The sequence below is a fragment of the Zhongshania sp. R06B22 genome (assembly GCF_040892595.1).
GTDB classification, from domain to species: domain Bacteria; phylum Pseudomonadota; class Gammaproteobacteria; order Pseudomonadales; family Spongiibacteraceae; genus Spongiibacter; species Spongiibacter arctica.
On sequence record NZ_JBFRYB010000002.1, the window covers coordinates 133,365 to 153,787 of the forward strand.

Genomic DNA, 20,423 nt, shown 5'->3' on the forward strand with positions numbered 1-20,423 from the left:
GACTCACTCCTTGTTTAGGTCGGCTTCTGCGCGTCTAACCAGTTGTTGTAAGTCACTGCGTTTGTCGAACATGCGGTCGGTGTACATATTTAATAAGCCGCGCAGCGCCGAGATCGGCGCCCAGCGGCGGGGGACGATAATACGCGGCGCGCGCTTAGATAAACCCTGTATTACTGCAGTGGCGACAGTTTCTGGGGTGATTAAACGTCGCAATGAGCGTGGAAATGCCGTCTCGACTAATTCTGAAGCCGTGGCATTGGCGCCAAAGGCAATGCGGGTCATAGGCGTTTTTATCCACCCCGGGTACAGCACGCTGGCGGTGGTGCCGGTGCCAGCCAGTTCGGCGCGCAAACTGCGACCAAAGCTTTCCACACCGGCTTTAGACATAGCGTAAGGGGCGTTAATGACGCCATTGCCAAAGGCGTAGACAGAGGAGGTCACTAATATTTGGCCATTGGCTTTGATGATTTCTGGCAGTGCGGCGCGAACTGTCCGCCAAACGCCGAGCAAGTCAATTTCGATAATGCGTTCAAATTCGGCTTCGTCGGCGGTGGCAATGGTTTTGGGTGTTTGCCAGGCCACGCCAGCATTGGCAAATACGATGTCGAGGCGACCAAATTTTTCTATGCTATTGGCAATCACTATTTTTGTTGCGCTCATATCTGTGACGTCTAGTGTTTGGCTTAGTACTCTTGCCGGATCGAAATCTTTAGCGATCTTTTCAAGTGCGTCGGCGCCAAGGTCGGTCAGCACTAAGTTTGCACCGTGGCGATAAAATTCCTTTGCGCAGGCTGCGCCAATACCGCCTGCGGCGCCGGTAATAAAAACCACTTTGCCGGTGAAATCGAAGTTCGTCATGATAATGTCCAGTCGTTTTTTATTGGTATGTTGTCGTTATTTATCGTTTGCGAAGCTCATGGCTTTGCGCACATTTTTGTCTTTAAAGCCGATACCTTCGATGAGCTTACGAAATAGTCCGGGCGCGCGTGCAATGATATCGTTTATGCTCGGCACGGTGACAATCTCGGTGCGGTTTTCAATAGCTGCAATGGCGGCGTCTACGACCTCATTAATAGTCACAGTTTTAAAGGGGAATTCTTTGTGTTCTCCCCACAGTGCGTTGCCAGCGTTGTTGTCTGAAATATTCTGCAGCAAGGGTGTCTTGAAAAAAGTTGGATGCAGGCTGCCGACGCTAACACCGTATTGACGAAGCTCGAGGCGTACGCTGTTGCAAAGCGCCCAAACTCCGGCCTTACTGGCGGTGTAAGAGGCTTGCAGGGGTGAGTGGACAAAAGCGGCCATGGACGATATAGCCAAGAGGTAGCCGCCACTCGCTTTGACGTGTGGCAGTGCCGCGCGAAAGGTGCGCCACACACCATTTAAGTTTATATCGATAACCCGCTCGAAACTGTCGTCGCCGTCGGCGGTGAGTGGCTCTATTAAGTCGATACCTGCGTTGGCTATTACTACGTCGATGCCGCCAAAATAGTCGGCGGCGGCGTTTATTGCGTCTCGCAAGCTGTCAGTATCACAGACATTGGCATGCCAGCTTTTCGCCCTATATGCGTCGGGGTAATGCTCAAGCTGTGCCGCGAGGGCCGCGTCGTCTATATCGAGTAATGCTAGCTTTGCGCCGCGTTCGTAAAGCGCCTTGCACAACGCTGCTCCAAAGCCGCCACTGGCGCCGGTAATGGCGATGACTTTGTTTTTTAAGTGATATTTGCTCATAGTTTTAGTGCCCGCGCGTTTTGCAGGGCGTTGGCATAGAATTCTAATTGGTCTGCAATGCCTATATCGAAGTCCTTGCCGGTATAAATATCAAAATGACCAATGTCGTATTGTTTAAGTGTGGCGGTGTTGGGCATACGCTCAGCCATTTTAATAGCGGCCTTAGCCGGTGCCACGGTGTCTTTATTGCAGACTTGGAGTAAGGCCGGGCAGCGTATTTTCTTGGCGTTGCTGATGGGCCTATACAGCGACAAAACCAGCACGGTGCGCGCGCTCATTTCATTTCGCCAGCTGGGGTCGGTGATGGCATGATAGCCACTAAAGGCGTCGCTACTACTCATTGCTGCAAGTTCCCCCGGTTTAGCAATAAGGGGAATATAAAATGGGCTCATTCCCAGCGTGCCGCGTACTTGATCGATAAGGCCGCAGCTACTGAGTTTGGCCAAGTGAACGGGACCGGCGTAGTTCAAAATTTCTAGGCTGGCGGCGCGACCGTCAACCATGGGTCCCTGTGCAGAAACCGCCACCAAGCGGCTATCTTCTGCTGCAATACTAAGAACATGACCGCCTGAAAATGACGTGCCCCATAAAATAATTTGCTCGGGATTGACACCTTCTAATTGGCGCGCAAACGCGATAGCTGCGCGCCAGTCAGCTAGTTGATAATCCACTTTTAATAGTTGGCGGGGCTGGCCGTCACTGTCGCCAAAGTGGCGATAATCAAAGACTAAGACATGATAGCCTGCTGCGGAAAACCGTTCAGCGTATGGGCTAAGACCGCACTCGCGGGTGCCACCTAAGCCGTGGGCCATTACAATGCAGGGGTTTGTAGGGTGCTCAGATTGACTCAGATAATGCCATGCGCTGCAGCGTGTGCCATCACTGTCAAAGGCGACATCAAGCCTAGTGGGTGTCGTCATATTACCTCTCCATAACTTATTATTTGTAGCGTTCGCATGCTGTTATTTTATTATCGCGCGGCGCAGCAATGCGGCGCAATAATCATCCTGTAGCTCGTCTGCTGTGCTGCCTATACCGCAGGTGTTGTCCCAGAGTATCTCGCAGCGCGCGCGGCTTTAATATAGTTCGGAGCTGCAATACCTTTCGAGGAGCTGATTTTACCCATGCTTGTTCAATTTTACGCCAGAACATGCGGGGCGATATGGCATCACAAAAGATTCAAGCGACTCATATTGCAGACAGGTGATATTGCCTACGAGGCTTGCATAGCATCGTGCTACTCGGCTGTCTGCATGTTCTTGTTTTTTGTGCTGATCGCTTGGAGTCTACATTCCAAAGCTATCAATTATGCCGATAAGCTCTTATGTCCTTTTTTTGAGCGACAGCTCTTTGGGTCGGCGGAGATCTGTATGAAGTGATACTGCGTAACAACAAGGTCGATAATTTATCACAATGGAATATAAAAATGGCGTACACAATTGAAACATCCCTGCCGGAAACGGAAACCAGCCTAGCCTTGTTAAAGGTGCTTGCAGAGAACAGCTTTGACTCGATCTTAGTTACTGATGCAAGCGCTAAAGGGAAAATTATCTATGCCAACAAAGCTTTCAAAAAGCTAACTGGTCATGACCCATCAGAAGTCATTGGGGAAACGCCGCGCATTCTTCAGGGCGCGGCTACCGATAAAAAAGTGATAGATCGCCTTACTAGCGCCTTGAAGTCGGGTAAGAAATTTGAAGGAAAGGCGATTAATTACAAAAAAGACGGCACGCCATTCATCATGTATTGGCGAGTACTTCCCATTAAAGTTGGTAAGAAGATCGAAGCCTGGATTGCGATTCAACGGGAAGGCTCGGTTATTTAATATCTTCGCCACAAAGCTCAGTGCGGCCTTCGCATTGAGTTTGCTATTTTTTTAGCAGCCGGGCTGGCTGCCTACAAATCCTATGACTGCCTCTGTTTCTATATCGTATTTATAGTAGCCAAGTATGATCAGGCTGCCAGTGAGTCACCCGCCGAACCGCAGTATCAGTCTTTTGATAGCGCTAGCTTGATTGCGTTTATAATATCCGTTGCTGCATCGCATTGCCGGGGAAGAGTATCGCGGCAATATTGACTCACCAGCCAGCAGAAAGGATAGTGGTTGGCGCGTTTTGTTATTTGCTTGCATGAGTACGCAAATAACTGTGTATTAAATGGTTCTCGTTTCGCGAAGCAAAGTGAATGATGTCGCAAGTATTGTAGTAAAAATAATTAGGCGATTCTGATGAAGATCCACCAAGTCAAAACGCGGCTGTCTAATAGCTATGTTATTGAAGACATTCGCGACGGCGAACCGCAACTGTTAGTGATTGATGTGGCGGTAGCCTGTCACCGCTACGTACTGGGTTTTATCGAGTCAGATTTAAAATATTCCATTCATTGCGTCCGAGCCGTTACATTTACCCACGATGATCCCGATCATTACGGCGGTGTGTTGGCGCTAGCTGGTCTTTGTGGTGCTCCTGTTTATGCGCCATATGGATCGAGTCGGAGTGTGCATAAATTTCTCAATGATCCCGCCGGTGTTTTGATCCGCATAGCCACAAGTATTCGTGAGCTTTTTCGTCGGAGATCGTGGTCAATGTACTTTAGTCGTTCTCGTAATCACGCTGCTCGCTTAGAGCCAAAGTTTATTGGTGGCTTGGAAGCGGCAAGGGAAGGCGCTGACAAAACAATAAGATTAAAAGGCGGCGATAGTATTTTTGGCTTTGCCGGCTGGGAGCTACTGCATACGCCGGGCCACTCTTGGGATTCCTGCTGTTTTTATCATTCGGCTAGTAAAAGTATTATTACCGGTGACACTTTGCTGGGCAGCGGACCACAGAAGCGCGTGGTGGTGCCAGCGATTTATTCTAACCGTAAACAAATGCAGCACACGCTAAAGCATTTAGCGGCGCTTGAAATTGAAACGATATATCCCGGTCATGGCAGTGTAATTTGCGATGCCACCGCGATTGCTAGCGAGGCTCGCGCCTTCTCCGCAAAGCGTTAAGCTCTAGGCGGCCGGAATATATCTGTTCTGGTTTGTCGCTTGGTAGCGGCTATCCCTGTGTTAGTAGCTTTACTCGATTCATTGCCATCCGTCTTTCAGCAATCATATGTTTGAGCATTACCCGTAGCACTGCGGTGTGGGTATTGGGTTCTCTGCCCTCTGCCAAATCAATAATCTGCCGGTAATACCACTGGGTGGCGGCGCCAAAGTTAAGGGTGCGGATTTTTTGATTACTACTTTGTGGGCCAAGCCAGCCAGGCCCCAGTCGCAGTTCTTTCTCCCAGTTTGGCAGACTAGTTTGCTCGCCATTGAGCAGGGGGTGTATGTCCGCTTGCGAACACAGTGGCCGACCTAGGCCAACGACATCCATCGCGCCGCTATCCAGCGCATGTTGCATAGTGGCTAGACTGCGAAAGCCGCCGGTAATAGCGAGTGGGATTTTAGTGACGTTGCGAATGCCTTCCGCATATTTTAGAAAATAGGCTTCTCTATGTTGGCTAGACTCGGCGCTAGTGTCTTCGCTTTTGTCGCCCATGAGTGCGAGTTTTTCGTAGGTGCCGCCTGATACTTCTAGTAAATCGATGCCAGCATCAGAGAGCCACTGGGCAACCTGTAAGCTGTCTTCATGGCTAAATCCGCCTTTGGAAAAGTCGGCGGAGTTGAGTTTGACTGAAATTGCGAAACGGTCGCCGACGGCCGCGCGCACTGCCGCTACGGTTTCAAGCAGAAAACGCGCACGATTTTCAAGCGAGCCACCCCATTGATCGCTGCGTATATTTGCCAGCGGAGATAGGAATTGGCTGATGAGATAGCCATGTGCGGCGTGTATTTGAACGCCGGTAAAGCCTGTGGCTTTGGCGGTAGCGGCGACTTTTGCGTAGCGGTTAATGGTGTGGCGAATGTCAATTTCGGTCATTGGCATGGGTCTGCCAAACATCCCAACAAGATCTATGCCGACGTCGGAGGGCGCCAGTGGCCTTGCCGACACTTGGCGCTGACATTGACGTCCGGGGTGATTGATTTGCATCCATAGCTGATTGTTTGCTGAGGTGCCGGCTTTTGCCCAGTCCTGTAGGGCCGCTTCACCGCCATTGCCATCTATAACAACATTACCGGGGCGCTCAAGAAAGCGGCGGTCAACCATAACATTACCGGTAATGAGTGTGCCTGTGCCGCCCTGAGCCCAGCGCCTATATAATGTCGATAAGCGAAGTGTGGCTTGATCGTTGGTATTCGCCAAGCCTTCAGTCATGGCTGACTTTAAAAGTCTATTTGGCAGTATCACGCCGCAGGGCAGTTCTAAAGAATCATTGAGCTTTGGCATAGTCTGGGGTGGTCCTAGGGGAGCTTGGAATAAACGCGGCGGGATAGCGGCTATAATTTTTAGCTTACAATAGTGATTGATAAATTAAGCATGTCAATACTGTAGCGAGTATCGATAAATTAATATTGCCCTAACACGCCATATTTTGCGTATGCTGCCGCTACATAAATATTTTATTCAAACGGAGGAATTGTAACGGTGTTTGATCTACTCAGTTCAGCGGTGGCCAGCTCGGTGCGAGGTTGGCGCGGTGCAATGGCATTTGGTGGTGCTAAAACTCGGCAGCCTGAGCAAATGCTGGTGCTCTATGAGTTTGAGGCCTGTCCCTACTGTCGCTTGGTTAGGGAAGTTTTGAGCGAATTAGATTTAGATGCACTTATTTATCCCTGCCCAGTGGGCGGCATGCGCTTTCGTCCAGAGGCGCTAGATATCAGTGGTGTGAGTCAATTCCCGCTGTTGATCGATCCCAATACTGGCGACAAACTCTTGGAATCTGCTGATATTATTGATCATCTCTATAAAAATTACGGCGATGCGCGTCGGCGGTCACCGCGCGGTCTGCGTCGGCAACTCGCGCTCTCTGGGTCAATGGCGGCCAGCGCAGCGCGCTCAATAGGCGGTGTTCGCGGCATGAACGCAATGCCGTCGGTGGCAGCTAAGCAGCCCTTGGAATTGTATAGTTTTGAAGCTAGCCCTTATTCTCGGCCTGTGCGTGAGCTGCTTACGGAGTTAGAGCTGCCTTACCTACTTCGTAATTTTGCCAAGTCCCGTTGGCAGGAGGTGGGACCGCCGATAGTGCGCTCGCGCTGGTTTGCTGACGCGCCGATTACCAGCCCCAATCGGCTTCGTTTACGGGAGTTAACGGGCCGGTCACAAGTGCCTTATCTGATTGACCCAAATACCGGCGTTGCCATGTTTGAGTCGGTGGATATCATAGATTACTTAAAGGACACCTACGCGCCTTAAGTTTGTTGGCCTCGGGGAATGCTCCGGGGCCAATACTGGGCTCAGCGTTGGCTGTGGCTATCTGAAGGCTAATCCTTGAAGTTGGCGGTAAAATAGTGATAATTGGTCGCCAAAAGTAGCTGTGCTTGGGCGGTTTGACCAGCCTTGGTCAGTTCCGCTAATCGGATTTTCCTGTCTGGCAGTGTCAAGATTCGCGTCGATCTACTTTCGCGCTGCGTTGTCGGCGTGATTTTGCCCCCATTAAGGATGTTATGAACCCAGTTTCGCTAACAAGCTCCCGGCTTCAGCGCGTCTTGCTTGATCTGGCGGTGGTGGACGGTGACCATAACAATGCCCAGTTTGCCGATAAGCTCGGCGAATTGATCAGTTTGTCAGATGCTATTGTATTGGCTGAGTCGCTGCGTGGGCTAAAAAAGAAACCGTTTACCGCAGCGCATAGCGACAGCGACGCGAATGACGTGTTTATGCAGACACGGGCAGCGATGTTGGCCTTTATTATTAATAGTTTTGTACTGGAGGGCGAGGGCGGCTCCGAAGCAAGCACGTCGCCCTTCATTCTGCCGCGACCCAATCGCGACACTCTCGATGACCCCAATGCCGGCTTTGTTGCTTACCAGCGATTTTATTCGCTGCATCAAAGTGAAATGGATCATCAGGTGGTGACGCTGCGGCGGCAATTGCAGCAGATTATGTCGGGTCATTCGCATCAGCTCGCCCAGTTGGCGACACTGGATAGCAGTATGGCAGATACCATGGCCGATTTTAGTCGGCGTGCTTTTGCCGGTATTCCACATTTATTGGCAAAACGGTTTTATTTTTTAAATCAGCAATATCGCGATATGTCCTCTGAAAATAGTGATTTAGAGCCCGTACTGGCGAACTCAGCACAGACCGAAACGGCCCGCTGGTTGCAAAAAGGTGGGTGGTTGGATCGGTTTATTCGCGAAATGCAGGCGGTGTTGTTGGCCGAATTAGAATTGCGACTGCTGCCGGTGATCGGCTTAATAGAAGCGCTAGAATTTGAAGTAGAGAAACCCCAATGATAAGAATGATATCGGTAATAGCGTTTATCTTAGGCGCCATTGTAGTGGTGTGGATGGCGTCGGCCTTCGTTGGCAGCAATGCCCTCGCCCTAGGCGTAACCTTGCTTATCGCGGCTGCCTACTCGGTAGGCTTCACAGAATTAGTGCGCTATCAACAAGCGAGCGTGGTTTTGAGCAAGGCCTTATCTAGCGTTGACGATTCCTTGCAAGACATAGAGTCCTGGCTGGCGGGTATTCCCACCACCCTGCGCAATGCGGTTCGCCAGCGTGTTCAAGGCGAGTACGTGGGCTTGCCTGCCCCTGTCTTAAGTCCCTACATCATCGGTCTGCTGGTTATGCTCGGTTTGTTGGGTACCTTTATTGGTATGGTTGTTACCCTCAAGGGCGCCGTAGTAGCGCTAGAGGGTACCAACGAATTAGAGGCAGTTCGCGCCGGTTTGGCAGCGCCGATCAAAGGGCTCGGTATGGCCTTTGCCACATCGGTGGCGGGGGTTTCGGCGTCGGCGATGCTGGGTTTGATCTCAACTGTAAGTCGTCGTGAGCGCCTGCAGGTATCTCGTCAATTAGATACCTGTATGAGCACAGTGTTTAAACCATTTTCATTGAGTCAACAGCGCCGCCAAAGTTATCAGGCTATGCAATCACAGGCAGAGGCCTTGCCCGCCGTCGCTGAGCAATTGGCTGTATTGGCTGATCGGCTCGGGCGTATGGGGGATGATCTGGCTAGCACTTTAACGCGCAGCCAAGAACAATTTCACGCGGCGGCGCAGCAACAATATACCGAGCTAGCACATTCGGTAGACGCCTCTTTGAAACAAAGCCTGGCCGACAGCGGCCGTCTTGCCGGCGAGAATATTGCGCCGGTTGTGTCTGCGTTCGTTAGTGATATTCGTGACGATTTAAAGAGTAGCCAGCAACATTTACAGGCTACTGCCGAGGCGCATTTAGAAGGTTTAGAGGCCCGTTACGTTAACACGTCGGATGAGTTTAACAGTGCCTGGCAGCGGGCAGTGAATGCGCAGCAAGTGGGTAGTGAGTCCTTGCTCGCCACTATGGATCAACGGTTTGCTCAGCTCGCCGACCAATTTCAAAATAGTTCACAATCCCTGCTTCACAGTTTTAATACAGTGAGTGAAGATTGGGTGGCGACCCAGCAGTCCGCTGAGCAAGAGCGTCTGGCAAATTGGTCGACGGTGTTTGATCAAAGTGCAGAGTTGCTGCGCAGTAGTGCTGAGACTCTTACAATTAATGCCCGCGCTGGTTCGCAAGCGCTGACAACGGAGTTCACTAAATTACTATCGGCATCCGAAGAGTTGGTGGCGGCGCGTACTCGCACTGAGAGTGATTGGCTTGATAGCTATGAGCAGCGCATGGGCGATATGACAGCCACCATAAAAGCAGAGTTGCAAAGCCTGCAGGTGTTGGAAGAGCAGCGTGGCGAGACAGCGGTCAATCGTTTAACAGATTTACAAGCCGCAGTTGCAGAGCATTTAGCAAGTTTGGCGCATGCGCTTGAAGAGCCAATGGGGCGTTTGATTGAGTCAGCGTCTGAAACACCGCGTGTCGCTGCTGAAATCATGAGCAAATTACGCGCCGAAATGAATGAAAATAGTGAGCGCGACAACAGCCTATTGGATGAGCGTCGGGAATTGATGACGCAGTTGAACGGCTTGTCTGAGTCATTACAGATGTCGGCGCTGGGCCAGCGTGAAGCGGTGGAAAGTATCCTCACTAATTCCTCAGATATACTTGCGGATATCAGTCAGCGGTTTGGCGATAGTGTAGAAAAACAAGCTAGCAAATTGTCTGATATTGTCGCGCATTTTGAGGGCGGCAGCGCGGAGCTGGCGAGTTTGGGTGATGCTTTTGCAAGCGCTGTTTCCCAGTTCAGCGATGCCAATGGGGGCTTGATAGAGACCCTCTTAAAAGTCGAGGCTGGCTTGCAGGGTAACGGTGAGCGCAGCGATGAGCAAATGGCGTATTACGTTGCCCAGGCCCGGGAAATTATCGACCACAATATGCTATCTCATCAAGAAATCATCACTCAATTACAAACCTTGAGTAGCCGCGCCGTTACTGCCCAAGAGGACGCATCGGCGTGAGTATCTCTGAGTTGGACGATGGCTTAGATCAGGAGCCACCTATTTGGGCCATCTTTGGCGACCTGATGACGGGGCTCGTAGGTGTGTTTGTATTATTGCTAGTGTGGGCCTTGGGGTTTCAGCTGGAGTTGTCACAAACTTTAGAGAAAGAAATACACAAGCGAGAGGTCGCAGAGCAACGGCGCTTAGCCCTAGAGCAAGCCTTGGCTGATCCGCTGGCCACTGGTCGAGTTACTTTGCGCGACGGCAAAATTGGTATTAGCGGCAGCGTCTTATTCTCCTCGAATTCTGCGGAGCTGCAGGAAGAGGGGCGAGAGCTGCTACATACCCTGCGGGCCCCCCTGCAGGTATACCTCGGTGATAATGAGCAATTACTTATGGTCAGTGGTTTCACCGATGACCTACCCATTCAGAAAGGTAATTTACATTTCCGTGATAACTGGGAGCTGTCCGCGCAGCGTGCGCTTACCGTAACTCGCACTCTGATTGACGAGGGAATGCCGGCAGATATGGTATTTGCGGCGGCATTTGGCGCGCAGCAGCCGGTGGTAGAGAATAGCGACAGCGATAGTCGCTCGCAAAATCGACGCGTAGAAATGGCGCCCGTGCCGAAGGTGGGCAGTACGGTAGAAGAGGCGCCTTAGGGTATGCTTTCTAAGTTGCAGCAGGATTTAGTAAGCTTGCGTGAAACGAATGCGGATCGCTTTGATCCGGCGCGATTTCGTTTTATCGAGTCTTTGCTCGAAAGAGCTGCCACCAAGCGTGGTCCAGTGCAGAGCATTCTAGAAAACAAAATTAGCGCGGCCTTAACTTCGTATAAAGCAGATCAACATGCTGCCGCCGCGCAGCTAGAGAGTTTGACTGAGCAAGCCACTGGCTACTGCGCTCAAAGCTCGCTTGCAATGCTTGTTGGGCTGCGGGAATTATTAGATCAAAAACAAGTGCCTGTAGATTCGGCGACATCCGCCTTGGAACGCACATTAAACGAGCAGGAAAACCTGAGTTTAGCTGGCGCTATGTTTATCGCAGACATGTCCACTGAGCAAGACGGCGGTGTGGTCACGGGCGAGCAGAGGCCCTTAAAAGCCAGCAGGGAGATGCAGATTTCTCAACAGCGGCACTCAATAGTAAAAAGAGTAGAATTAGCTATTCAGCAAGGTCCGGAAAGCCCTGGCCCGCTCAATCCGCAAATGCTCGCTATTAAAGCCTTAACATCGATGCGCGATTTGTCACCGCAATATTTAAGTCGTTATATAAATTATTTAGATGCCTTGTTCTGGCTTGAGCGCGCGGCAGAGCGACCAGCACCAGCGAAGGCCGCCGGTAAGCCTAAAAAAGCAGCGCGGAGAAAATAGCTTAGTCAAAGACTAGCTTGAGCTGATATCTAAGCTTGTTTACCTTGGGGCGGGGTTTGCTAGGAGTTTAAAAACCGAATGCCTGATACTGTTGGCGTGTATTCGTTATTGTAGCGGTTCTAACTAACTAGGGGGTGGCAGTATGGTGAAGCGCGCTGTGTGTAAAGGCTGCGACCGACCTCTTAAAACCTGCTTGTGCGATGCCCTTGTAACTATGACCTGCCCTTATAGGCTGATTATTTTGCAAGACGTAAAAGAAGCCAAACACGCTTTATCCTCTGCGCCTATATTAGAGAAGTCCATTGTAGGTGCTGTACGCGTGGTGGGAGACGACTTTGATCCCACTGTGATTATGGGGCAGGCATGGCAGGAAGAAAGCGTGTTAGTTTTCCCCTCTGAGCGCGCGATCACTGCGGATCAGCTGGTGGGTAAACATATCAAAAATATTATTTTATTAGACGGCACGTGGCGTAAAGTTGCTCGTCTAATGCATCTAAATCCCTGGCTGACGGATTTACCCTGTATCGCCATTCAGGCAGAGATGGCATCTCAATATAAGATTAGAAAATCACCCAGGGTAGATGGCCTTTCCACTATCGAGGCAGCCGTGGTTGTTCTCAATAGCTTGCTGCCTGATCAAGATTATTCAGCTATCTTACCTGCGTTTTTCAAGATGGTTGATCTTCAAATCGAGGCCATGGGGTCGGCAACCTACCAAAAAAATTATAATTTATAAGAATTACTATGACCCTCACTATCTGAAATTTCAGCATCGTGTGATGCGGTCTCAATATAATCTAGCGTAGCTCTTGAAGGGGAAATGGTAGAGGTCCATTGTGTGATCTCGCGCCGATAATTAGGGCGCGATAAATATATCTGGGGCACGAAGTTACGCTGCCGGCCCCACATTTTGCGCCATCGGTGATAAATAGGTTAACTTACATGATTCTGTCTGGCGGTTTATCGCTATCATCACTAATTGTCTTACTCTGTCATAAGATCAATTTACCGCAGCTATGGCTGTTATTTGTTAACGCTTGTGCCGCGCGGCTTAAAGTATACGCAGTGGTGTTGGGTCGTCGGTCATCAGCGGAATTGGACTGAAAATTCGAAGTTTATCTTAAATAATGGGAGCGTTTTTCAATGTCAGATTCTAATAGCTATACCCCGCCAACGGTTTGGAAGTGGGATAATCAAAGCGGTGGTAAATTCAGTAATATTAATCGACCGATATCTGGCGCCACCCATGACAAGGAGTTACCTGTAGGCGAGCACGGCTTGCAGTTGCATTCCTTGGCAACGCCAAATGGCGTAAAAGTAACCGTGATGTTAGAGGAGTTACTGGAGCTGGGTATCAGTGCCGCCGAGTACGACGCTTACACCGTTAATATTGGCGATGGCTCACAGTTCTCTAGCGGGTTTGTTGAGATTAACCCCAATTCTAAGATTCCCGCCCTGCTAGATCGCGGTGTGAATCCGCCAATTCGAGTTTTTGAGTCGGCGGCAATCCTACTTTATTTGGCTGAGAAATTTGACGCCTACTACCCTAAGGATGCGGCCACCCGAGCGGCTTGCCAGTCATGGCTTATGTGGCAGCAGGGCAGTGCGCCGTTTTTGGGTGGCGGCTTTGGACATTTTTATGCCTATGCGCCTGAAAAATATCAGTACCCCATAGATCGCTATGCCATGGAAGTGAAGCGGCAATTAGACGTGCTGGATAAGCATTTGTCTGAATGCGACTACCTCTGTGGCGACAGTTATACCATCGCCGATATCGCTACTTATCCTTGGTACGGGGCTCTGGTTCAGGGGCATTTATATGACGCGGCTGAATTCCTTGATGTTAGCTCCTATACCAATGTACTCCGCTGGGCGAATCAGATCGCAGAGCGGCCGGCAGTGAAGCGCGGGATTAGAGTGAATCGAGTCTGGGGACCAGAAGACAAGCAGGTGATGGAACGGCATAGCTCGGCAGATTTTAAATAGTGTTCTAGGAGTATGTGATTGGCGTGCGATTCACTGCTATAAAATACGCAGGCCATTCACGGGCGAGAAAATTGGTCTATTATTCCTAAACAGCTATAATTTTCGTTAACTCTTTGATGCATATCTTTGCAGGGCGCTAGATTGTCGCCCTCAGTGCTAGGCTAGTTAGAATAATACCAAGGTTAAGGATGACCAAATTGGGATATTTTAATCTAATTCCACTCATAGACTCATTTCACTCCAATATAGGCGGTGGTGCCAAGTTGTACCGTCACCGTTTGGTGGCCAGCTTAATCCTTGGTGTTTTATTTTATACGTCGGTCATCGTTTTTATTGCGAGTTACTTTCTTCCCTTTGGGTCGCATGATTTACATACTGTGCGAGGTTTATTCGCGTTTGTTGGTGTTGGCGCCCTGCTTTCTATTTATATACTGCGAGGCTTGAGGCATCACGTTCTTGCTGTGAATACGCTTATGGCTTTTCTCAGCTTGGCCTTGATTTATCTGGCAGCGATAACCGGCGGGATTTTATCGCCCGCTGCTATTTGCCTGATGATTTTTCCCGCGGTGGCAACCATCAGTATCGATTTTAAGGCGGGGGTAATTTGGGGAGCTTTGGCGCTGCTATCTTGGTCATTGCTGTTTGCGGCCCCGTATATTGGCCTCCCGATACAGAAGGCGATACCGTATGTCGATGACGGCATTGCCTTTTACGTTAGCATTTTAACCACTCATAGCTTTATCGCATTTGTCGCACTTTATTATAGCGAGATGTCTAAAACCTTACGTACTAACCTGCTTAAAGAGCGTCGTGAATATCATTACTTGGCGAATCACGATACCCAAACTGGTGCGATTAATAGGCATCATTTTTTGGAGCTGCTGAAGTCAGAAATAGTAAGCTGTGAAAGAAATGGCGGTGGTTTTTGCTTGTTTTTCATCGATCTCAGTGATTTCAAAAAGGCCAACGATGATTATGGTCATCATTTTGGGGATGAGATATTAGAGGTGTTCACTCGTAGATTGCGTCATCGAGTGCGTGCGACTGACACAGTGGCACGGGTGGGAGGTGATGAATTTTGCATCATTAGCCGCGACATGAAAAGTGACGGTGATGCGAACCGCGGGGAGCAGCGTATCAAGCTGATTCTGCAGGAGCCGCTGGCGCTTAAACACGGTAAATATACCTTGAGAGCGAGCATAGGGTGGTCAATTTATCCTATTCATGCCAAGGATTATGAGGCGCTACTTAAATGTGCCGACCAGCGGATGTATCAAGTTAAACGCCTCGAAAAGGCTTCGAGAACCTAATTGAAATAGCCAATTTGGAGTTGTTAGTTGTCGTCATATCCCTCGCCGAGGCTAGCTATGCGCCGCGGCGGGGACGTGAAAACATTAGACGCGGGAAATTCGGCTCAGTACCGCTTTGAGGTAGCGTGTTTCTGGTATTGCTGCGTGCACAGGGTGGTCAGGCCCTTGCATACCTTCCGCAAGAATTTGGGCGTGGCGGTCAATATGGCGAGCGGAGGCGCGTACTAGATCTAGCAATTCTTCTCTTGGCATATGCATTGAACAAGACGCGGAAATAAGAAAGCCGTCCGGATTTAACAGTCGCATTGCCATTTCGTTTATGCGGCGGTAAGCGAGGATACCTTCCTTTTGATCTTTTTTGCGTTTTATGAATGCCGGTGGATCTACGATGATGATATCGAAACGCTCATCAGCTTCCTTCAAAGATTTCAGTGTGGTGAATGCATCGCCTTGCACCGTGCTGAGTTTATCGGCGACGCCGTTGAGTTCAGCGTTCTTGTGCACCATATCTAGCGCGGTTTCAGATATGTCTGCACACCACACGTCGCTGGCGCCGAAGACTGCCGCCTGAACCCCAAAGCTGCCGACATAGCTGAAAACATCCAATACCCGCTTGCCGGGTGCTAATGCCCGCAGCCATTCGCGATTGGGACGCTGGTCGTAGAACCAGCCGGTTTTCTGGCCGGCTGCCAGGGGTGCTAAGAAGCGTACACCATTTTCAATAAGCTCGACTTCGTCGGGCACTTCACCGTAGGCGGTGACGACTTCTAGCTCAAGGCCTTCCAGCTTGCGAACAGGGGAGTCGTTGCGCAGCAGAATGGATAGCGGCTGCAGCATACGCACCAAGGCTTCGATAATAATGTCACGCATGGCGTCCATGCCGGCGGTGTTGAGTTGCACCGACAAGTGATCGCCAAAACGGTCCACAATAAGACCCGGCAGTAAATCACTGTCACCGTAGATGAGGCGATAGCAGGGATGCTCGAATAGTGCTTCGCGTAGGGCGAGCGCAGATTTGATGCGTTTTTTAAAGAAGTTAACATCAATGGGGCGTTCGTCACTACTCAAGAGGCGGGCGCAAATTAATGATTGTGGATTCACATAGGCGACACCCAGATTTTTGCCCTGTTGATTTTCGACGATGACGTGCTCACCCGCAGTGAAATTGCGCAGTGGCGTTGTAGCAGCGTCAATTTCGTTGCTGTAGATCCACAAATGACCGCTACGCAAACGTTTATCTTCATTTTTAGCTAGGCGGAGGCGTTGAAGTGTCATGTTGGATTCCTAAGGCTGGTCAAGATCAAGGCGGGCATTATCCCTGATAGGTGCGTGGGGTGAAATACATTAAGGCTTCCCGTAGGCCAATTGTTATTACTACTGATGTTGCGATTGAGATTTTTACTTAGAATTGCGCCGCGTTTCGGGGTCACCGGTAGTGGAGAAATCTTGCTGTCGAACATCTCCATATCGCAGCCAAGGGACATGCGGATAAGATTCATTTTGGTGAGTCTAGGTATTCAAGGGGCTGATTGCGAGCGGCCCTGTGGCTCACATCTTTAAGGCTTGGATTTACAGGCTTTGGACGGATTATTACCAAGGGATTAGATTAACTCTGCCCTTGATGCCTCACTTTGGTCTTCGGTTAAGTAATTTTCAAAGCAGAGTTTGAGAGCGTGGCTATGTAGTTTGAACTCCTTATAGAGTGGAGTGATTGTATCTAGCTCACAGCTCTTCCCGGCTCGTTCGAGCTTGGCGGCGCATTGGTGAAGTTGAGTGCCGTGAAGTTGTCCGGCACTGCCTTTTACGGCGTGGGCTATTGAGGCGAGTTCGTCAAAGTTAGACGCGGCATAGGCGCGATCTAAGTCGCTAATATGAACGTCTATTTGTTCGCAGAATAAGTGCAGTAATTTATTCAGTAAGGCCGGTTTTCCCATGGCGCTGTCTAATGCCTTTTCGCAGACCCAAATAGGAAGTTCATCGTCGCTATCACTAGTGCTCTGGCTAGAGATCGTGCGTGGCGCCGTAATTGATGTGAGCGACGCTGACAGGATAGGCAGCCAGTGCTGAAGCTTTTCTATTAATGCTTCAGGCGTAAATGGCTTCGGCAGGTAGTCATTCATACCAGCACTCATGCACTTTTCCTTGTCGCCGGACATTGCATTTGCAGTGAGAGCGACGACCGGTATGGCTCGGTAGCTATCGCCTGCGGCGCCGGTGCGAATAAGTTTGCACACTTGATAGCCGTCCATTTCTGGCATTTGGCAGTCTAGTAAAATGAGCGAGTAGTAATCCGGTGCCGCGTTTTTCAACATCTCCAGTGCTAGCTTGCCGTTTTCCGCAATGTCCGTAGATAATCCGATTTCGTCGAGCGTGCAGCGTCCGACCTCTTGGTTAATAGGATTGTCTTCTACCAATAGCACCTTGTGCTGACTGAGTTCCTCGTGTTTTAGGTTATTGTAATGTGCATCCGCTGGTGAAGCTTGCTTGCTGTTGTTTGGCGGTGATAGGCCCTGGCCGGTATTTGCAATTGTTGGAAAACGTTTTTCATGCGGCTGAATATTAATGATGCTTACTAAGTCGGCATAAGATACTGGTTTTAAGTAATAGGCATTGGCTCCTGTGGATTTAATTTGCTCAACATCAGTGATTTCAAAATTACCCACGATGACAATGGCCGATTTTTCAAATATTGGGTGTTGCCGAAGTTGAGTGCATAGCAACATCGCTTCATTCAAACTCTCGTTGTCCGTGCCTATGATCACTAAGTTTGCATGATTGCTTTGACTTGGTGCGTCGCTTGTCGTAAGTAGCGCCGTGGCGTTAGCTACGGGGTTTATATGCGCCCCCCATTGCCGAAGTTGCTTGGCAATGGAGGTCTTAAATTCACTATTGTCATCGACAATAAACACTTGCCGATTCCGTGCTTTGATCAGTGCTTGATCGCCATGCTCTCTGCCGCTGCTACTCTGCAGGCAGACGCTAAAGGTGAAGGTGCTGCCTTCTCGATATTTGCTGGCAACTGATATGCTGCCCTCCATTAATTCACATAGATTTTTGCATATCGACAAGCCCAAGCCTGAGCCGCCGAACTTGCGAGTAGTGCTGGCATCTACTTGGGAAAATGGTGAAAACAAGCGCTTCATTTCGCTGTTTGGAATACCAATACCGGTGTCGGTAATGGCGCAACTCAGTATTAACTTGCCGTTTCTGGGTCGCACTGCCGCACGTAGAATAACGTTGCCTTTCGCCGTGAACTTAATGGCATTGCCTAGCAGGTTGGTGACGATTTGACGCAGTCTCGCTGGGTCGCCGGATACCCAGCTTTGTTCTATTGCGCTTTGATCTACGATGAGTTCCAAGCCCTTCTCATTGGCGTGTAGGGCTTGACTCGCGGCAATATCATCAAACAGCTTGCGGATATTAAAAGTAATATTCTCAAGCTCGAGTTTGCCGGCATCGACTTTAGAAAAATCGAGGATGTCGTTGATTAAGCTTAGTAGCGATTGGGCGCTGGTTTTAGCAATATTAACTTTGCGTTCTTGATCGGTATTTAGTGGTGAGTTCTCGAGTAAATTGAGCATGCCCAATACACCGTTCATTGGGGTGCGAATTTCATGGCTCATCACTGCTAAAAATTCACTTTTGGCATGTGCGGCGGCTTCGGCATTTTCTTTGGCTTCGACAAGTTCATCACGCACTTTTTTACGAATGTCGATGTCCTGTACGGAGCCGTAAATTCGTTTGCAGCTATTATTGTGGAATTCCGCTTGGCCGGTAATGTGAATCCATGTTTCACGACCGCTCTCGGTGCGTATTTTAATTTCCTCGCTAAAAGGAATACCGTCTTTTATCGCTTCCCCTATGGCCTTTGTTATCCGCAGATGGGAGTCCCGAGTGTAAGAAAAATCTTTGATGTTTTTATGAGTGGGGGAAAAGTCGTCGCTTACTTTAAATATCTTTCTAGTCATTTCAGACCAATATATCTTGTCTGCGTCGACAATGTATTCCCAGGCGCCAACACGGGCTTGGGCGCCCATAGATCGCATTAGGGATTGTTGGCGTAGCATGATTTCAGCGGTTTTCTTTTGTGCAGATATGTCTTCAATAATTGACCAGACGAATGATCTACCGACATCGTCATGAATTAAAACGCCGCTGAGTCTTACCGGAAATTCGCTGCCATCTTTGCGAATATAATTGCGCTCATACGGGCCGTAGCGACCGGTCTTTTGCAGTGCGCGTATTTGATACTGCTCGGCTTCGTCTTTGCTGCGGGCACTAAGCTGCCAGCTATTTAATGCTATAAATTCGTCGCGACTATAGCCCGTGCTTTCGAGCAGAGTATCGTTCACTTGCAGGAATTTACCGTCTTTAAATTCACTAAGTGCTATACCGTTTGGCGATAGATCAAATAAGCTGCGGAGTAAAAGATTATTGCGATGGCGACGGTTAATTTGCTGGCATGTCACTATAATCATCGAGTAGATGATCAGACCGGCGAGAATAAGATAGACGCGCAGTGTATAGGCGTTTTCTGCCAAGGTTGACCAGCCGTTTTTGGGGATGGCCGCAAGCTCCCATTTATCTCCTGAGGGCATGGCAATTTCACTTATTACCGGCTGGGATTCGGCATAAAAAGAGCTGCTATTGCCGAAGAATGCCGCTGATGTATCGCCATTTATTTTTCGTATGGCAATGTTCAAGTCTGAGTTGCTTGCAAGTAGACCGCTTGCCTCATAGAGGCGCTGTAAGTCGACAACCGCAGAGATAGTTCCCCATACTTGCGGTATTGCCTGCCTACCATCAGGAATAACTACCGGCAGGCGGAGAATCAAGCCTTGACCGCCTTGAATAAGTTCAAAAGGGCCTGAGATGACGGTTTGCTGGGTTTGGCGCGCGCGTAGTAAATCCTTAAGTTGATCTGGCCGGTCGTGATAATCAAAGCCTATCGCGGCCTCATTGCCCTCAACTGGATACATATACTTGACTGTTAGATTTCGGGTTGCGGTGATGTTTCTAAGTTGCGCGCTGCCGTCGAAAAGAGGCTGTGCAAATTGCGCAAATTGGTCTTGATCTAAGTCGGGATTATAATAAACCGCTGATACCATGGCTTTAGAGGTTTGTAAGTTGCCGAAGATATTTCCCTCTAAGCGGGCGGCTATCACTTGTAGAGCATTGTCTGCTTCACTGCGTTCGCTTGTTTTATGATTGCTATTGTTGAGTTTGTCGATATACACGCCGATGGCAATGATGATTATCGCGGTCACTATCCATATTGCTTTTTGCAGCCATCGAATATTGTCAGAATCTGGGCGACGAGGTGCGTTAAGGTGATCACTGTCCACCTTGCCGCTGTAATTGTTTGTTAACCGCGCTAGCAGTTCTTTCATGCACTGGCTCTCTGCATCTTTATGCGCTCGTAGTACCCTCTGCAAGGGAATTATCCTAAGGGAGCTTCAGGGCGACGGATATTCGTACTTTCCCTAGGGGGCGGCTGAAAGATCTGTACACTAGCGAAGGCACACTAGCTGACCTGTGGTGTAGGCGGGGCGAAATGTCGCATCTTGGTCGTCTGTGTGGCGCAGTGTGGATATGGTTTATCGGGTATATAAAG

At 49.6% G+C, this 20,423-nt stretch carries 16 protein-coding genes; 10 read left to right on the top strand and 6 right to left on the bottom strand.

Annotated elements, in window-relative coordinates:
• Positions 1-3 precede the first annotated feature (3 nt).
• The 3 genes from AB4875_RS16480 to AB4875_RS16490 are packed head-to-tail and all read right to left on the bottom strand — an operon-like array spanning position 4 to position 2,648.
• Positions 4-858 (bottom strand): SDR family NAD(P)-dependent oxidoreductase, encoded by an 855-nt coding sequence (locus AB4875_RS16480; protein ID WP_368377207.1) that lies wholly within the window; start codon positions 856-858, stop codon positions 4-6.
• Between the two features lie 36 nt (positions 859-894).
• On the bottom strand, positions 895-1,728 hold the full coding sequence (locus tag AB4875_RS16485; protein ID WP_368377208.1) for an SDR family NAD(P)-dependent oxidoreductase: 834 nt from the start codon (positions 1,726-1,728) through the stop codon (positions 895-897).
• On the bottom strand, positions 1,725-2,648 hold the full coding sequence (locus tag AB4875_RS16490; protein WP_368377209.1) for an alpha/beta hydrolase: 924 nt from the start codon (positions 2,646-2,648) through the stop codon (positions 1,725-1,727). The genes AB4875_RS16485 and AB4875_RS16490 overlap by 4 nt, the downstream gene beginning before the upstream one ends.
• A 506-nt stretch (positions 2,649-3,154) precedes the next feature.
• Between AB4875_RS16490 and AB4875_RS16495 the strand changes: the two genes are divergently transcribed.
• A complete protein-coding gene (locus tag AB4875_RS16495) occupies positions 3,155-3,553 on the top strand; it encodes a PAS domain-containing protein (protein WP_368377210.1) in 399 nt (132 codons plus the stop codon).
• Positions 3,554-3,955: 402 nt separating this feature from the next.
• Positions 3,956-4,723 carry an MBL fold metallo-hydrolase gene (locus tag AB4875_RS16500; protein WP_368377211.1) on the top strand — a complete coding sequence of 256 codons (768 nt, stop codon included), beginning with the start codon at positions 3,956-3,958 and terminating at the stop codon, positions 4,721-4,723.
• Positions 4,724-4,772: 49 nt separating this feature from the next.
• Here the strand turns inward: AB4875_RS16500 and AB4875_RS16505 are convergent, their stop codons facing one another.
• Complete coding sequence (locus tag AB4875_RS16505; protein WP_368377212.1) at positions 4,773-6,047, bottom strand: NADH:flavin oxidoreductase/NADH oxidase family protein; 1,275 nt, start codon at positions 6,045-6,047, stop codon at positions 4,773-4,775.
• A 198-nt stretch (positions 6,048-6,245) separates the two neighbouring features.
• Between AB4875_RS16505 and AB4875_RS16510 the strand changes: the two genes are divergently transcribed.
• From AB4875_RS16510 to AB4875_RS16545, 8 genes are all read left to right on the top strand, one after another.
• Positions 6,246-7,013, top strand: a complete 768-nt coding sequence (locus AB4875_RS16510) for a glutathione S-transferase N-terminal domain-containing protein (RefSeq protein ID WP_368377213.1) — start codon at positions 6,246-6,248, stop codon at positions 7,011-7,013.
• Between the two features lie 251 nt (positions 7,014-7,264).
• Complete coding sequence (locus AB4875_RS16515; protein WP_368377214.1) at positions 7,265-8,056, top strand: DUF3348 family protein; 792 nt, start codon at positions 7,265-7,267, stop codon at positions 8,054-8,056.
• Positions 8,053-10,158 (top strand): hypothetical protein, encoded by a 2,106-nt coding sequence (locus AB4875_RS16520; protein ID WP_368377215.1) that lies wholly within the window; start codon positions 8,053-8,055, stop codon positions 10,156-10,158. Before AB4875_RS16515 ends, AB4875_RS16520 begins: the two co-directional genes overlap by 4 nt.
• Entirely contained in the window at positions 10,155-10,802 is a 648-nt protein-coding gene (locus tag AB4875_RS16525; protein ID WP_368377216.1) for an OmpA family protein, read from the top strand. Before AB4875_RS16520 ends, AB4875_RS16525 begins: the two co-directional genes overlap by 4 nt.
• Positions 10,803-10,805: 3 nt before the next feature.
• Complete coding sequence (locus tag AB4875_RS16530; protein WP_368377217.1) at positions 10,806-11,513, top strand: DUF2894 domain-containing protein; 708 nt, start codon at positions 10,806-10,808, stop codon at positions 11,511-11,513.
• A 142-nt stretch (positions 11,514-11,655) separates the two neighbouring features.
• Positions 11,656-12,249 (top strand): tRNA-uridine aminocarboxypropyltransferase, encoded by a 594-nt coding sequence (locus tag AB4875_RS16535; protein WP_368377218.1) that lies wholly within the window; start codon positions 11,656-11,658, stop codon positions 12,247-12,249.
• 407 nt (positions 12,250-12,656) lie between these two features.
• Entirely contained in the window at positions 12,657-13,499 is an 843-nt protein-coding gene (yghU, locus tag AB4875_RS16540) for a glutathione-dependent disulfide-bond oxidoreductase (protein ID WP_368377219.1), read from the top strand.
• A gap of 197 nt (positions 13,500-13,696) precedes the next feature.
• Positions 13,697-14,809 (top strand): diguanylate cyclase, encoded by a 1,113-nt coding sequence (locus AB4875_RS16545; protein WP_368377220.1) that lies wholly within the window; start codon positions 13,697-13,699, stop codon positions 14,807-14,809.
• A gap of 84 nt (positions 14,810-14,893) precedes the next feature.
• On the opposite strand, the gene AB4875_RS16550 is transcribed toward AB4875_RS16545, so the two are convergent.
• Together AB4875_RS16550 and AB4875_RS16555 are read right to left on the bottom strand one after the other, a co-directional pair.
• On the bottom strand, positions 14,894-16,084 hold the full coding sequence (locus AB4875_RS16550) for a class I SAM-dependent rRNA methyltransferase (RefSeq protein ID WP_368377221.1): 1,191 nt from the start codon (positions 16,082-16,084) through the stop codon (positions 14,894-14,896).
• A gap of 326 nt (positions 16,085-16,410) precedes the next feature.
• Entirely contained in the window at positions 16,411-20,199 is a 3,789-nt protein-coding gene (locus AB4875_RS16555; RefSeq protein WP_368377222.1) for a response regulator, read from the bottom strand.
• Positions 20,200-20,423: the final 224 nt, after the last annotated feature.